This window comes from Yeosuana marina (assembly GCF_011762485.1).
Taxonomy (GTDB): domain Bacteria; phylum Bacteroidota; class Bacteroidia; order Flavobacteriales; family Flavobacteriaceae; genus Yeosuana; species Yeosuana marina.
This window is the reverse complement of record NZ_JAAKGI010000001.1, coordinates 185,367-202,482: the sequence shown is the minus strand read 5'-3', so window position 1 is coordinate 202,482 and position 17,116 is coordinate 185,367. Positions and strand designations below refer to the sequence as shown.

The 17,116-nt window shown below is 34.2% G+C and carries 9 protein-coding genes; 2 read left to right on the top strand and 7 right to left on the bottom strand.

Annotation, left to right across the window (positions count from 1 at the left end; genetic code table 11):
* Positions 1 to 20 precede the first annotated feature (20 nt).
* Both G5V56_RS00810 and G5V56_RS00805 read left to right on the top strand, forming a co-directional pair.
* On the top strand, positions 21 to 2,225 hold the full coding sequence (locus G5V56_RS00810; protein ID WP_166959814.1) for an amino acid permease: 2,205 nt from the start codon (positions 21 to 23) through the stop codon (positions 2,223 to 2,225).
* Positions 2,226 to 2,279: 54 nt separating this feature from the next.
* The gene (locus G5V56_RS00805; RefSeq protein WP_166959811.1) at positions 2,280 to 4,121 is read left to right on the top strand and encodes a cation:proton antiporter; all 1,842 of its coding nucleotides are present in this window, start codon (positions 2,280 to 2,282) and stop codon (positions 4,119 to 4,121) included.
* A 24-nt stretch (positions 4,122 to 4,145) separates the two neighbouring features.
* On the opposite strand, the gene G5V56_RS00800 is transcribed toward G5V56_RS00805, so the two are convergent.
* The 7 genes from G5V56_RS00800 to lepA all read right to left on the bottom strand — a co-directional run bounded on the left by G5V56_RS00800 (position 4,146) and on the right by lepA (position 17,024).
* Positions 4,146 to 6,542 carry a glycoside hydrolase family 31 protein gene (locus G5V56_RS00800; protein WP_166959808.1) on the bottom strand — a complete coding sequence of 799 codons (2,397 nt, stop codon included), beginning with the start codon at positions 6,540 to 6,542 and terminating at the stop codon, positions 4,146 to 4,148.
* A 137-nt stretch (positions 6,543 to 6,679) separates the two neighbouring features.
* Entirely contained in the window at positions 6,680 to 8,590 is a 1,911-nt protein-coding gene (glgB, locus tag G5V56_RS00795; protein WP_166959805.1) for a 1,4-alpha-glucan branching protein GlgB, read from the bottom strand.
* Positions 8,591 to 8,593: 3 nt separating this feature from the next.
* On the bottom strand, positions 8,594 to 10,228 hold the full coding sequence (locus tag G5V56_RS00790) for a trehalose synthase (RefSeq protein ID WP_166959802.1): 1,635 nt from the start codon (positions 10,226 to 10,228) through the stop codon (positions 8,594 to 8,596).
* Between the two features lie 2 nt (positions 10,229 to 10,230).
* Positions 10,231 to 12,168, bottom strand: a complete 1,938-nt coding sequence (locus G5V56_RS00785; RefSeq protein ID WP_166959799.1) for an alpha-1,4-glucan--maltose-1-phosphate maltosyltransferase — start codon at positions 12,166 to 12,168, stop codon at positions 10,231 to 10,233.
* 46 nt (positions 12,169 to 12,214) lie between these two features.
* The gene (locus tag G5V56_RS00780; RefSeq protein WP_166959796.1) at positions 12,215 to 13,480 is read right to left on the bottom strand and encodes a glucose-1-phosphate adenylyltransferase; all 1,266 of its coding nucleotides are present in this window, start codon (positions 13,478 to 13,480) and stop codon (positions 12,215 to 12,217) included.
* 114 nt (positions 13,481 to 13,594) lie between these two features.
* Entirely contained in the window at positions 13,595 to 14,797 is a 1,203-nt protein-coding gene (glgA, locus tag G5V56_RS00775) for a glycogen synthase (RefSeq protein ID WP_166959793.1), read from the bottom strand.
* A 430-nt stretch (positions 14,798 to 15,227) separates the two neighbouring features.
* Entirely contained in the window at positions 15,228 to 17,024 is a 1,797-nt protein-coding gene (lepA, locus tag G5V56_RS00770; protein ID WP_166959790.1) for a translation elongation factor 4, read from the bottom strand.
* Positions 17,025 to 17,116 lie beyond the last annotated feature (92 nt).

The following is a 17,116-nucleotide window of genomic DNA, read 5'->3' as shown; positions in this document are numbered from 1 at the left end:
TAGGAGATAAATAATACGATTTGAAGAAATTAGAACGTAGCTTGTCATTAATCTCAGTTATCGCCATAAGTATTGGCGGAATGCTTGGTAGCGGAATTTTTGTTTTACCAGGTTTAGCCGCTGCAAAAACAGGCTCTTCTGTTTGGTTAGCGTATTTAATTGCGTCGCTTTGTATTTTACCTGCGGCACTTTCTAAATCTGAATTAGCGACTGCAATGCCTTCTTCTGGAGGCACTTATGTTTATATTGAACGCGCTTTTGGACCTATTTTAGGAACAGTTGCTGGGATTGGCTTGTGGCTTTCGTTGTTACTCAAGAGTTCTTTTGCATTGGTTGGTTTTGGAGCTTATCTATCAATTTTAATTAGTATCGACCCCAACCTTACCCGAATTGTTGCTGTTTTTTTTCTTGGAATTATTCTCTTTTTAAATGTTTTGGGTGTTAAAAAAGTGGGCAAGGTGCAAATAGTTATTGTTGCATTGAGTCTTATTTGCCTTACGTTGATTCTTATTTTCGGACTTCCAGAAATCAATAAAGCCTTTTTAAAGCCATTTTTAACCAATGGGAGCATGGGGCTAATGTCTACGGTAGCTTTTGTATATATTTCTTATGCAGGTGTAACCAAGGTAGCAGCCATTGCTGGCGAAATTAAAAATCCAGACAAAAACTTACCCTTGGCAATGATTTTATCGTTGTTCATTATGACAACCATTTACGTGTCTATAACCTTTGTTTTAGTTGGAAATATTCCTTTAGAAGCTTTAGAAGAAGATTTAAAGCCTATCTATACAATATCAAACATGTTAGGTGGTGAATATGTAGGCTATGCAGCTGCAATTATAGGGGTTATAACCCTTATTTCTATGGCAAATTCTGGAGTTTTGGCAGCGTCCAGGTTTCCATTTGCTATGGCCAGACACAAGCTTCTCCCGACATTTATGAGCAAGTTACATTCTAGGTACTTAACGCCTACAGTAACCATTATAATTACGTGTGGGGTGATGGCTATAGTCATCTTATTTTTAGATGTTGAAAAAATAGCAAAACTAGCAAGTGCTTTTATGGTGATGATGTTTATGGTAGTAAATGCTGCCGTAATTGTTTTAAGAGAAACCTCGGCGCAGTGGTATAACCCACCTTTTAAATCGCCTTTATATCCTTATGTTCAAATCTTTGGAATTATTAGTGGTATTGTACTATTGGTTTTATTGGGTTTAATGCCTTTTTTATCTATTGTCGCTATTTTTATACTAGGGATTACTATCTATTTTAACTTTGGAAATAAAACACGCCGAACAGGTGTTTTAAGAAAGTATGGTCACCGTCCGGCATTATATTTATTGTACAAAAAGAAGAATAAAGAGAAAAAAGGGTTTACACCAAAAGTGGCTATTAATGATAATGTTTTAGACGGCCAATTCGTATCAAATGCTGGTGTTGTTGTGCCGTTGTTGGGTAACGAAAACTCACCAGAAATGCTTGTAGAAATAGGTGCTGCCATTAATAGGAGAGAACAGATACAGGCCATAAATATTACCGAAGTGCCTAATCAAACTTATTTGGATGCCTTTTCAGACGATAGCCCCATCATTCATTCTTTAGCAAGGAGAATTTCGGGTTTAGCTAATGCTAAAAATTTAGATATAGATTTTGAAGCTGTTGTAACACATGATATTTCTGAAACCATTGATGAATTAAGTAATCAAACAAATTGCGATTGGTTGGTAATGGGTTGGAATGGTAAAGCACATAATGGTATATTGGTTAGAAACCCCATTGGTTGGTTAGTGACTAATATAAATTCTGATTTTGCACTATTTAAAGATAATGGCGTGAGGCATATTGGTAAAGTGTTATTAGCACTTCGCCCAGGAAGAAAAGATAAAAATTTTGTGGCAATTGCCGATCGTATTTGTCAGTTTTACGATGCCTCTTTAACACTCCTGCATGTTGTTCCGTCACGTTTTTCAAAAGATATTATTGAAGATATGGAAGCTACCTCATCTGCTATTATTGCTAAGGCTTCAAGTAAAAGTGAGGTTATTATTATAAAATCAGACGACCCTATTGATGCTATTTCGAAAATTTCAGCTAGTTACGACTTGTTAATTTTAGGAACGCCTCAAAAAGACAATTGGATTAATGTTCTTTTTGGAACCGGAAAAGATAAATTTACACAGAAATCGGCTTGTTCAGTTTTACGTCTTACAATGAGAGATAACTAATCTTTATATTTACCTTTTTCTTATTAACTTTACTCCAAACGTAAAAAATACTGCATGTTAGAGCTTTCAGGAATCATTATTTTAGGAATTCTAGCCCAATGGGTGGCATGGAAATTTAAAATTCCCGCTATTTTACCCCTAATTTTAATAGGTTTATTAGTAGGGCCTATAGCCGCTACTTTTTTTAGCGAAGATGGCAGCAAGTGGATAGAACCTGTTTGGAATGGCACGAAGGGTTTATTTCCCGGTGATGGTTTGTTCTACTTTGTGTCTTTAGCAATTAGTATTATTCTGTTTGAAGGCGGTTTAACGCTTAAACGTTCCGAAATTAAGCATGTTGGTCCAGTTATTACAAAACTTATAACGCTGGGGTCTGCCATTACTTTTTTTGGTGCTGGTTTTCTAGTTAGGTTTATTTTTAATTTAAGTTGGGAAATTTCATTTTTGGTTTCAGGCTTAATCATTGTTACAGGACCTACTGTAATTACACCTATTCTTAGAAATATACCACTAAAAAAAGATGTATCCGCTGTTTTAAAATGGGAAGGTATTTTAATCGATCCTATTGGAGCTTTGGTAGCTGTATTGGTTTTTGAATTTATTAGTGTAGAAGGGGATAGCGGCTTTACAAAAACTGCTTTAATCGAGTTTGGAAAGATTATTCTTTTTGGAACCACATTCGGTTTTACGTTTGCCCACGCTTTAATTTTTGCTATTAACAAAAATTTTGTTCCACACTATTTATTAAATGTGGTGTCACTTTCTACGGTATTATTGGTTTTTGTTGAGTCAGAAATTTTCGCTCATGAGTCCGGACTATTAGCTGTTGTGGTTATGGGAATGGTTGTAGGTAATGGAAAATTAGAGAATATGAAAGAGCTTCTTTACTTTAAGGAGTCTTTAAGTGTTTTATTAATCTCCATACTTTTTATCCTGTTAGCGGCCAATATTAATATGGAAGATTTAATGTTGCTATACAGATGGGAAACCGTAGCTCTTTTTGCCTTGGTTGTATTTGTTATAAGGCCCTTAGCTGTATTTTTATCTACGGCTGGCTCAAAGCTAAAGTTTAATGAAAAACTATTTATAAGCTGGGTAGGGCCTCGAGGAATTGTGGCTGCCGGTATTGCCTCTCTTTTTGGGAGCAAACTCTTAAAAGACGGTGTTCCTGGGGCAGAATACATTACTCCGTTAGTCTTTATGATTGTTTTAGGAACCGTTTTACTTAATGCAACTACAGCTAGAATTTTTGCTAAGTTAGTAGGCGTGTTTTTAAAGCGTTCGGAGGGTATTTTAATAGTTGGAGCGTCGCAAGTATCAAGACTTATTGGAAGTTATTTAGAAGATAATGATAGGCATGTAGTGTTAATTGATAGTAACCAAACAAATATACAATTAGCGCAAGAATTAGGACTGGAAGCCTTTAATACAGATATATATTCTGAAAGTTTAAACGATAATATTGAATTAAATGATATTGGGTTTTTAATGGCTTTAACAGGAAGTGAAAACATTAATAAATATGCTATTAATAAATTTGGAGAGCAGTTTGGTGAAAACGGAACGTTTAGGCTTATTTCAGTTGATGAAATGAATCACCCTGAAAAAAATCCTAAAGAGGGTTTATTTTCTCAAACAGACGATTTTATTCAACTCACCGAAGTAGCTAGAAAATATCCAAAAATTCATGAAATTGAAATTTTGGATAGAGACCATTACGAAAAGCTTATTGAAGTCACCAATAAAGATGAAGATATGATTCCGTTGTTGGTAAAAGATAAAAAAGGCGTCTTAGAGATTATTTCATCTCATAATAAAGCCATTAAAAATGTTGAAAAGGGGTATAAACTAGTGTATTTAGGAAAACCTATGGTCTATAAAAAAGACCCCAAATAAAAGCTATCTGAGGTCTTTAGTTAGTTATGCTATTATTTGAAGGTTTGTAAATTCTTTTGTTAAAACTAAACTGTTGTTATTAAATTTCAAATCTTTCAAGTCAACCTCCTCATTATCAACTTTTATAGATGTAACTTCAAAAGGCAAACCAATCAAGTTAATTTTAAAATTTGAATAAGATGTAATATATTGACCTCTTTTATGAATTCTTATAACTAATTTTTCCTCGTTTCCAGCTAAGTTAAATTTCATTAAACTATAACGTCCTTTTGTGTAATCATAGCCATCATTAGCATCTTCATATAGTTCAGAATCTTCTTTACCATTTTTATAATAGACATCTAATGTAACTTCATCAAATGTTTTCTCACCTACATATTGCTGAATAGGGTATTTAGGAATAACAGCTCCTGCTTTTACAAAAACAGGCATATCATCTAAATCAGAATCTACCCAGGTTTCTCGTCCTCCAACGACTAGCTCTTGAGTCCAGAAATTATACCACTCTCCTCTAGGAATATACATTCTTCTGCCTTTAGAATTTGGCTCGTTAATAGGGCAAACTAAAATTTGATTGCCGTAAACAAACTCATCTGTTCTATAATGTGTTTGAGGATCTTCTTGATCAAATAATACCAGAGATTTTAATATGGGAACATTTTCATGAGTATATTGATAAAACGCTGTGTATAAATAAGGCAGTAATTGGTATCGTATTTCAATAAATTTCCTAACAACATCGGTAATATCTTCATCAAAAGCCCAAGGTTCTTGATCGCCGTGATCGCCAGAAGAATGTGTTCTACAGAATGGGTGAAAAGTTCCTAACTGAATCCATCTTGCATACAATTCGCCGTTAGGTTGCTCTGCAAACCCTCCAATATCTGAACCAGCAAAAGAGAATCCAGATAGTGCTAAACGCTGTGCTTGAATATTTGCTATTTGTAAATGTTCCCAAGAGGCTACATTATCTCCCATCCAAGTTGAAGTGTAACGTTGTGTGCCAGAATAGGCAGATCGCGTAATTACAAATGGGCGCTTAGGATAGTTAAAACGCTTTACACCGTGATACGTGGCTCGAGCCATTTGCATACCATAAATGTTATGCGCTTTTTGATGGCTACAAGGGTTTCCATCGTAATCATGACGCACATCTGGAGGAAAGGTTTTACCAGGAACATCCATAACTGCTGGCTCATTCATATCATTCCAAACCCCTTTTACACCAATATCTTCAATTAATTCTTTAAACAAGCCAGCCCACCATTCTCTTACTTCACGTCTAGTAAAATCTGGAAAATAACATTCGCCAGGCCATACTTTACCTTTCATATAGGGGCCGTCGGCACGTTTGCAGAAATAATCTTTTTCTAAGCCTTCTTTAAAAACACTGTATTCTTTGTCTATTTTAATGCCTGGATCTATGATAACAACAGTTTTAAAGCCATCATCAGCTAATTCTTTTACCATCCTTTTGGGATCTGGAAAATAGTCTTTGCTCCAGGTAAAACATCTAAAGCCTTCCATATAATCTATATCTAAATAGATGGCATCACATGGGATTTTTAATTCTCTAAATTTTGAGGTTATTTCTTTTACTTTGTTTTCTGGGTAGTAACTCCATTTACATTGGTGATAGCCAAGTGCCCATAATGGTGGTAATTCTGGCGTTCCGGTTAAATCGGTATAACTGGTTACCACGTCTTGCATTTTAGGCCCGTAGATAAAGTAGTAATTCATCTCACCACCTTGTGCCCAAAAACTGGTTACATTTCTGCGTTCATGGCAGAAATCGAAATAAGTTCTAAACGAGTTATCAAAGAAAATACCGTAAGATTTACCGTTGTGTAAACCAGTATAAAACGGAATGGCTTTGTAAATAGGGTCTGTATCTTTTCCAAAGGCATAACTATCGGTCGCCCAGTTTTCAAAACGTCTTCCTTTTAAATTAATGTGTTGTGGCTTATCGCCTAAACCGTAAAAACTCTCTCCTGTTTGAGACGCCTTGCTCATTTTTACAATATCGCCTCCAAGATGATAACTTTCTTCCCAATGAAACCCTAACTCGTCTTCACAGATGACGCTTTTATCATTGGCATCATAAATAGAAATTCTTAAATCGGTCTTATGAATTTCGCAAATTAATTTAGCTGTGGTAACTAAATAGTTATCTTTTTCTTCAGAAATTTCCAAATGATTATAACCTCTGCTGGCATCTTTGTCAATAGCATAAGAAAAATCTTTATCAAATTTACCTACCGTAGTATATCTAAATCGGAGTACACTATCTCTTAAAACGGTTAATTGTAGAATTATATTATTTTCTGTAGTAAAATGAAGGATATCTACATCTTTTGAGTAGCTTATTATGTTGGTTGGAAATAAATTCCCTTTGTATTCTAATTCGGTATTCAGTATCATTATCAAGCAAATTTATAGAACGGCAAAATACTAAATTAAAAAACTTTAGCCCTCACATTTTTTGTAAAAAGATGGGGGCTAAATTGTGTAATTTGCAATCTATAAGTATTTAAATTAAATATACGCTAACTAGCTGATTAATATTTAAATTGGAAGATAGAAATTCCTAGTGGAGGCAGAATAATCTCCGCAGAAAAATCTTTTCCGTTCCATGGTTGTTTTTTTATGGTAATTTCTTTTTTGTTTGAAACACCACTTCCTCCAAAATCAATGGCATCACTATTAAATAGTTCGACGAGTTTTCCTTTGTGAGGAACACCAATACGGTATTTTTGATGAATAGTAGGCGTTAAATTACAAACAACTACCACATCGTTTTCACTTTTATACCCTTTTCTTATATATGATATGACCGAATTTTCGTGGTCATCATAACTTATCCACTCAAATCCTTCACCACTAAAGGCTTTTTCATAAAGTGCCGGCGTTGTTTTATAAACGGTATTTAATGCTTTAAAATAGTTTTGAAGATTTTTGTGAGGTTCAAATTCTAATAAATTCCACTCTAAACTTCCTTGAAAATTCCATTCATTATATTGTCCAAACTCGCCTCCCATAAATAATAACTTGGTGCCAGGATGCGTAAACATGTAACCATACAGCAACCTTAAATTTGCAAAACGCTGCCATTCATCACCTGGCATTCTTCCAATAAGTGAATTTTTACCGTAAACAACCTCATCATGCGATAGTGGTAACATAAAATTCTCTGTGAAGGCATATGCTAAACTAAAAGTGATTTCATTGTGATGATATTTTCTATACACAGGATCTTTAGCAAAATATTCAAGTGTATCGTGCATCCATCCCATCATCCATTTCATTCCAAAACCTAAACCACCCAAAAATGTTGGCTTAGACACCATTGGAAATGCTGTAGATTCTTCGGCAATGGTTTGTACATCAGGAAATGAACTATATACTTCTTCATTGAGCTCTTTAAGAAAATCAATTACTTCCAGATTTTCACGTCCGCCAAAAATATTGGGCTCCCATTCGCCATCTTCTCTAGAATAATCTAAAAATAGCATAGATGCTACGGCATCAACACGCAAGCCATCGGCATGATATTGGTCTAACCAAAATAAGGCATTACTAATTAAAAAGGATTTTACTTCGTTACGGCCATAATTAAAAATTAAACTTTTCCAATCTTGGTGATAGCCTTTTTTTCTATCGGGATGTTCGTATAAACAAGAGCCATCAAAAAAGCCTAAACCATGAGCGTCTTCAGGAAAATGCGATGGTACCCAATCTAAAATAATTCCGATATCGTTTTGATGTAATTTATCAACCAAATACTTAAACTCTTCGGGATATCCAAATCTTGAGGTTGGCGCAAAATATCCTGTTACTTGATATCCCCAAGACGGATCGTAAGGAAATTCCATAATAGGCATAAGCTCTACATGCGTAAAGTTCATGTCTTTAACATAATTAACTAAGTCGTCTGCCAGCTCAAAATAGGATAGAAAGCGATCTTCTTCAATTTGACGTTTCCAAGATCCTAAGTGAACTTCATACACAGAATAAGGCGCATCTAAAGCGTTGTACTTTTTACGCTTTTTCATCCATTTGGTATCTTTCCATTTGTAGTCATCATCCCAAACAATAGAAGCTGTTTTGGGTGGATGCTCACATCGGCGGGCATACGGATCTGCTTTTTCGGTTTTTATATCGTTATGATGACTGTGGATTTTGTATTTGTAAATATTTCCTTTTCCAACAGCAGGAATAAAGCCTTCCCAAATACCACTTCCATCCCAACGTACATTTAATTGATGTTCGCCTTCAATCCAGAAATTAAAATCACCAATAACAGAAACAGTTTTTGCACTAGGTGCCCAAACAGAAAAATAGGTGCCTTCAACACCATCTAAGGTTATGATGTGAGAACCAAATTTTTCATAAAGTCGATAATGTTTACCTGCCTTAAAAAGATTAATATCGAAGTCTGTAAAAAGACTGTGTACTTTTACTTGTGCCATTAATTAATGATTTATAATGTTAGAAATTCCCTTTAAAGGAATAACAGCCCATTTTGGGCGAGAATTGAGTTCGTAACCCAATTCGTAAACTGCTTTTTCAAGCAAACAATATTTTAATATAAAAATGCGCTCTTGATTATAGCCTAAATTTAAATTAGCGTTTTGCGTTTCTGTAACATACGTCCCTAAAAACAAACCTGTTAAATATCGGTACAAAATCTCTCCTGCTTTAAATAAGTCTTCTTGAGGTGCTTTGTAATGCTGTTCTATATTGTTAAGAATAGTTGCATAAATAGCATAATGAAAGGATCTAAAAAGTCCTGCTACATCTTTTAACGGCGGCTGTTTTACTTTTCTATCTCTAATGGTGCTTTCGGGCTCGCCTTCAAAATCTAAAATATAAAAATCATCATCTTTTACCAATACCTGACCTAAATGATAATCTCCATGAACACGAATACGTTCTCCTTTAAGTTTGGTCCAATCAAATGTTATAAACCGTTTTCTAATTAGATTCTTTTTATCAAGAAATTCATTTGCTAAATCTAGGGCTAATCCATCTAATTTATTCAAATTATTCTCAATAGTATTTAATCTGTTTTGAAACTGGTATAGCATTCTGTTTTTTAACCAAACCGTATAGTCGTCGTTAAAATGAGTAGGAGTGAAGGCTGTTTCTTCAAATTCTGAACCGAGAGCAATATGCATTTCGGCAGTGCGTTTAGCCAAGGTTTTAATTTTTGTAAAAATGTTTAGCCCTGCCCAATCAATGATTTGCGGAGGAATATCCCGAATAGTTAAACGCTGAAATAGTTCTGTATTTGGTAAGGAGTCGATTTTAATTTGTTTATATTCAATATTACAAAATACCTTATGTAGTTCCTTTAACATATAGTCCCAAGCATCTCCTTCGTTGGGTACCATTTCCTGCATGAGTCCTATGGTGATATTTACATCGTCAGAATCTACAATATTGATACTTCCAAGGTAAACGGGTGTATTTTTAAAATCTTTTTTTTCTGATAAAAACCGACTCATTTCGTAATCAGGATTTTTATCGGCATAAATACGCCTGAAAAATTTTAAAACGTATTTATCATTATAAATGAGCGAGGTGTTGCTTTGCTCTAATCCCATAAATCGCGATGATTCGTAGGAAACATTATTTAAAAGATGACTTTTATGATATTGTACTTTAGTAGTGTCTTTTGGTAATGCTGTAAGAATCCGTTCAAAAACCAATTTTCTAAAGGATTCTAGGTTTGTGGCATCAATAATGAATCCTTTATTGCCATGAATACTTATGGGTAGAATTCTATCTTTATGTGCAAAATCTTCATCAGTTACAAAAGCTATAGGTAGGAAGTAATGTTGATAAAAAGCTTCAACAAAATTGACTTCAAGAATTAAACCATAATAGACTTCACCAAATTGTTGAATTCTAAAATATTCAGATAATTCAATATATTTCATCGTACTGGCTTTACCACCGTACCAGCGCTGTTTTGAAATATAATCTCCTAAAACATCACAAAGGAATGTTTTAACAAACTCTTTATTTTCTAATAAATCCTCCCAATTATCATCAAAATTAAAGGACTGCGCGGGAGCTGTTTTTATTTCCTTTTTTTGAGACATGGTTATTTGGTTATTTTAAAAATATGGAATGGTAATGTAGGGTGTAACTCTATATAATTCCATTCGCTATACCAGTTATAAACACTTCCTGTAACTAAATCATGCATTTGTAATTGATGTCCATGAGAAACACCTAAATCGCTTAAAGGAACCTGAACAGATCCTTGTTGCGCATAATAAGGGTCTAAATTAATAATAATTAAAAGTTCGTTGGTTTTGGTATCATTCCATTTGTAAAACGCCATTAAATTATTGTTTTCAATATGGCAGAATTTAATGTTATTTGTTTGCTGAAGCGCCTCTTGTTCTTGACGAATTTGATTAATTTTTGAAATAATGGTTGTTAACTTATTTTGTTTATTCCAATCGTAATGGCATATTTGAAACTTTTCCGAATTCAAATATTCTTCTCTTCCAGGAATGGCATCGTCAATCATATATTCAAAAACAGGGCCGTATATTCCAATATTAGAACTTAAGGTAGCTGCTAACACATAACGTTGCATATATTTAGGTTCGTTGGCGCCCTGCAAATGCATGGGGTTAATATCTGGTGTATTAGGCCAGAAATTAGGTCGCATGTACTCCTTTTGGTCGGTTTTTGTCAATTCCTCCATGTATTCAGTAAGTTCATGTTTATTGTTTCGCCATGTAAAATAGGTGTAAGATTGTGTATATCCTTGTTTGCCTAATTGTTGCATTACTTTTGGTTTTGTAAAAGCTTCGGCTAAAAATAATACATCAGGATGTTTGGCTTTAACTTGAGTAATAATCCAATTCCAAAAATAAAAAGGTTTAGTATGCGGATTGTCAACTCTAAAGATATTGATACCACAATCTATCCAATAGAATAAGGTATCTAAGCATTCTTGCCATAGGTTTTTGTAATCCTCATTTTCCCAGTAAATTGGCAAAATATCTTGATATTTTTTAGGTGGATTTTCAGCATATTGCACAGAACCGTCTGGGCGCCATTTAAACCATTGCGGATGTTCTTTAACCCATGGATGGTCTGGTGCCGCCTGAAGTGCATAATCCATAGCAATTTCAATATTATAGTCTTTTGCTTTTTGGATTAATGCTTTAAAGTCATCTAAAGATCCTAATTGTGGATGAATTGCTTTATGACCTCCTAAATGAGAGCCGACGCCCCATGTTGAACCTACATCACCATCTTGAGCCGTAGTTGTGTTGTTCTTACCTTTTCTATTAACTTCTCCTATGGGATGTATAGGCGGAAAATACAAGGTATCAAAGCCCATTTTTGATACCCTGGGAAGCAAGCGTTCGCAATCTTTAAACGTTCCATGGACCCCATCATGTTCTGAGGCTGAACGAGGGAAAAACTCATACCATGTGCTAAACCGTGCTTTTAGCCTATCAACATAAACTTGATAGTCTTTAGATGTATTAGCTAATATTTTTTGAGGATGGTTGGTGAAAATTTCATGCAACCTTTGGCTGGTTGCTTCTCGTATTGCTTCGTCGTAATTATTTTTGTCTGAAAAAATATTGATAAGATGATCAAGATAAAACGAATCATCTTGTGCTGTTTTTGTTTTGATTTGTTTAATAAGTTCAATCCCTTCAAGTAATTCAGACGATACATGCTGATTATCCTGAATTTTCCTTTCAATACCGTGCTGCCAATTGAGTGCGTAATCAACCCAACCTTGCACTTTATAGGTATAGTAGCCTTGTTTTGTAACGGTAAAAGACGCTTTCCATTCGTCATTTACAACATGATACATTCGAGTTTCATGCCACTTTTTGTCATTTTCATGTTTGTATAAAACAGAAGCAGCTATTAAATCGTGACCATCTGAAAGCACATGAGCATCAACATGAACAATTTCATTTACAACTCGTTTAATATAAAAGTCACCGTTATTTATTTTAGGGTATACATAATCAATTACAACCCTCTTTTGGTTTTGCATTTTTTAGCTAGTTTATAGAAATAAATAAATTGTTTAAACGAGAGGATTATATAACGAATCCAACAGGAATTACAGCTCCTTTTTTAAGAACTACAATACCGTCTCGAATTACGTATAAGTCGTTTTCTGTGTCTTCCAAATGTTTTCCTCCGTTGATTCTTACATCATCTCCAATACAGCAGTTTTTGTCTATTATAGTATTTTTAATAAAGCAGCGTTCGCCAATTCCCATTAGAATTTTTATATTCTTATTTTCTATATCTTCTAAAGTTTGATAATAATCACTTCCCATCATATAGGTATTTATAACTGTACTTTCTTTACCTATTCTTGATCGAATACCAATAACAGATTGTTCAATTTTGGCAGCACTAATAATACAACCTTCGGCAATAATTGTTTTTTCTAAAATAGTACCAGATATTTTTGTGGTAGGCAACATTCTTGCTCTGGTGTAAATCCGCTTTGTTTTATCATATAAGTCGAATTTTGGAATATTTTCTGTAAGCCCTAGGTTAGCTTCAAAAAACGAATCGATGTTTCCAATATCTGTCCAATACCCTTCATATTGATAACTCAATGTTTTGTGTTTATCAATAGATTGCGGAATGATTTCTTTACCAAAATCATTGGTCAAAGGATCACTCATCAATTCCTCAAGCAGATTTCTATTAAAAATATAAATACCCATTGAAGCTAAATAATGTCGTTCTTGAGACTTCATCTCACTACTAACTTCTGAAGTCCATTCTGGTAACAAGCTAGCATCTGGTTTTTCAATAAATGAGGTAATCACGTTTTGATCATTGGCTTTTAAAATACCAAAAGAGGTGGCATCTTTACTATTAACAGGAATGGTAGCGATGGAAATTTTCGCGTTATTTTTCTCGTGAGCTTCAACCATTAATTCATAATCCATTTGATATAATTGATCACCAGAAAGAATAAGAAAATAATCAAAATCGTGTCTTAAAAAATGATGCATACTTTGTCTTACGGCATCTGCTGTACCTTGAAACCAAGTTTTATTATTTGGTGTTTGCTCTGCCGCTAAAACATCAACAAAAGCTGTGCTAAAAAAACTAAAGTGATACGTATTTTTAATATGCCTGTTTAAGGAAGCGGAGTTGAATTGTGTTAAAACAAACATCCGTTTAATATCAGAATTGATACAATTTGAAATAGGAATATCAACCAATCTATACTTACCCGCTATTGGAACTGCTGGTTTAGATCGTTGTTCTGTTAATGGATGTAGTCTTGAACCTTGGCCACCTCCTAGAATGATGGCTAAAACTTTTTTATTAATCATGTTTTTTAGTTTAAGAAATTAATAGCTCTCAGGCATTTTAAATATCAAATTTGTATAGAGAATGTTACTTTGTTAATTTACGATTTAATTTTCAAAAAGACAATATTACTGTGCTTAGATTAACGACTTGTATAAATCTTTTACTTGCTTGGCTATTGCTATCCAATCGAAATAATCTTCAACGCGTTTTCTGCCATTTTTAGACATTTTGTCTCTAAGATCTTTATTATCTATTAATTTATTGATGCCATTGGCAAGATCTTGAGAAAATTTATCTGGATTTACAGGCTCAAAAGGCGCTGAGGTTTGTTGCTCTAAAGGAACTAAAATGCCTGTTTCACCCTGAACAACCACTTCTTTAATCCCTCCAACAGCACTAGCAACAACAGCTGTTTCGCAAGCCATAGCCTCAATATTTATAATACCAAAAGGTTCGTAAATAGAAGGACAACAAAATACATCGGCATGAGAATACAATTGAATGACTTCTTTTTTGTCAAGCATTTTATCTATCCAAATAACATTGTTTCTTGTTTTTTTAACCTCCTTAACACTGTCTTCCATTTCTTTGGCAATGTCTGGTGTATCTGGCGCTCCTGCACATAATACTATTTGGGTTTCTGAGTCAATGTATTTGATAGCGTTAACCAAATGAATAATTCCTTTTTGTCTTGTTATTCTTCCAACAAATAATACAAAAGGCTTCGTTTTATCAATACCGTATTCATCTAAAGTTGAAGTATCTGAAGTTATATTATATTGTTGAAGGTTAATACCATTGTAAATAACTTTTACTTTACTTTCATCAACATTAAAATGTTTTAAAACATCATCTTTTGTTTCTTTTGAAACCGCAATAATGGCGTCAGCCATTTCAATCGCTGTTTTTTCAACCCAGGAAGAGGCATCGTACCCTCTGCCTAATTGTTCGCGTTTCCATGGCCTTAAAGGTTCTAAGGAATGCGTTGTAATCACTAAAGGAATGCCGTAGCATAATTTAGCTATAATACCTGCAAATTGAGCATACCATGTGTGGCAGTGAACAATATCCGCACCCGAATCTTCAGCATTCATCTGAACACATGTACTTAAGGTTTGAAAAACGGCCTTAAGTTGAGAATTACTGTCATTAAAAATGGGATTATCGTAAGGGAATCCTTTGACAGTTAAATTGCCATTTTTTTGATCTTGATCACCAAAACATCGCACATCAACCTGCATAAGTTTGGAGAGTTCATCTGCCAAATATTCTACATGCACACCCGCACCACCATAAACATACGGAGGAAATTCTCTGGTATAAAAAAGTACCTTCATTTGATAAATTAAAAAATTAATATAAATCAGTTAACTTTTTTATCAACTGATTTTCCGATTTTAAATTTCCGAAAAAATGATAAAGACTAGACCATAGATTATTAGAAGTCTTTACGCTTAAAAATTTATAATCGATATGTCCATAAACTTAAAAATATTATTTCAGATTATGGTAAAAAAACCGCACTATTATTGATAATTTCTTAAAAAGCAAAAAGAGATAGGAATATTTCAATCAAAATGATTTTTTTAAACATTCTATTTGGAAGTTTTCAATATTTTTTTAGCAGGTACTTGATTATATAGCCAGTAAGAAGATTATTCTTTTGAATTAAAAGTATTTTAAAAAGAAAGAGCTTCTTAAATATTTGAAGCTCTTTTGTAAATTATATTTTGCTTTAGTTGAAACTTAAAACCATATAAATAAAGGTTAATCATTTAGTTTTAAAACAGCCATAAACGCTTCCTGCGGAATTTCAACATTCCCAACTTGGCGCATACGCTTTTTACCTTTTTTCTGTTTTTCCAATAATTTACGTTTTCGCGAAATATCTCCACCGTAACATTTAGCCGTCACATCTTTACGAAGCGCTTTGATGGTTTCACGAGATATAATTTTAGCACCAATAGCGGCTTGAATAGGAATATCAAATTGTTGACGTGGAATCAGTTCTCTTAACTTTTCGCACATTTTTTTACCAATATTTTGGGCGTTGTCTGCATGTATTAAAGCAGAAAGAGCATCAACAGGTTGTGAGTTTAATAAGATGTCTACACGAACCAATTTTGATGTTTTCATACCAATAGGATGATAATCAAACGATGCATATCCTTTTGAGACTGTTTTTAATCGGTCGTAAAAATCAAATACAATTTCTGCCAGCGGCATATCAAAATTAAGCTCTACACGCTCTGGTGTTAAATAAGTTTGATTGGTAATCATACCACGTTTTTCAATACATAGCGACATCACATTTCCCACAAAATCGGCTTTTGTAATAATCGTTGCTTTAATATATGGTTCTTCAACACGATCTAAACCAGAGGGGTCTGGTAAATCGCTTGGATTGTTTACAATAACAATTTGGTCAGGATGTTTTCTTGTAAAAGCATGATACGACACGTTAGGAACGGTAGTAATCACCGTCATATCAAACTCGCGCTCTAAACGCTCCTGTATAATTTCCATGTGCAGCATTCCTAAGAATCCACAACGGAAACCAAAACCTAAAGCCGCAGAACTTTCAGGTATAAAAATCAATGAGGCATCATTCAATTGCAATTTTTCCATGGAGGCACGAAGCTCTTCGTAATCTTCGGTGTCAACAGGATAAATACCAGCAAACACCATCGGTTTTACGTCTTCAAATCCTGCAATAGCATTGGTTGTTGGTACTTTTGCATCGGTAATAGTATCACCAACTTTTACTTCTTTTGCTTCTTTTATACCTGTAATTAAATACCCAACATCGCCTGCTTTAATTTCTGCTCGTGGAAATTGTTTTAATCTTAAGGTGCCAACTTCATCAGCATTATAGGTTTTTCCAGTCGCAATAAATTTTACGAGCTGATTCTTTTTTATGGAACCATTAATAACCCTAAAATACGTTTCAACACCTCTAAATGGGTTGTATACAGAATCGAAAATTAAAGCTTGTAAAGGCTCATCAATGTTTCCTTTAGGCGCTGGGATACGCTCAATAACGGCGGCTAAAATGTCTTCAACCCCGAAACCAGTTTTTCCACTGGCATGAATAACATCTGATGGATCGCAACCTAGTAACTCGACAATATCATCGGTTACTTCTTCAGGATTAGCACTTGGTAAATCTACTTTATTAAGAACTGGAATAATTTCTAAATCATGCTCTAAAGCCAGATATAAATTTGAAATGGTTTGCGCCTGAATACTTTGAGCAGCATCAACAATTAGAAGTGCGCCTTCGCAAGCCGCAATAGATCGAGACACTTCATAAGAGAAATCTACGTGACCTGGTGTGTCTATTAAATTTAAAACATACTGCTCTCCTTTATAAACGTAATCCATTTGAATAGCGTGCGATTTGATAGTGATACCACGTTCACGCTCTAAATCCATACTATCTAAAAGCTGATCTTGTTTTTCTCTGTCGGTTACAGAACCTGTAGAATCCAATAAACGGTCTGCAAGCGTACTTTTACCATGATCTATATGTGCAATAATGCAAAAATTTCTAATATTCTTCATACAACAATCTATACCTAGCTTTAATTTGCAAATATAGATGAATTTTTATTGAATTTAAGAAGCTTTTCATGAGCTGCGAAATCTTTACTACT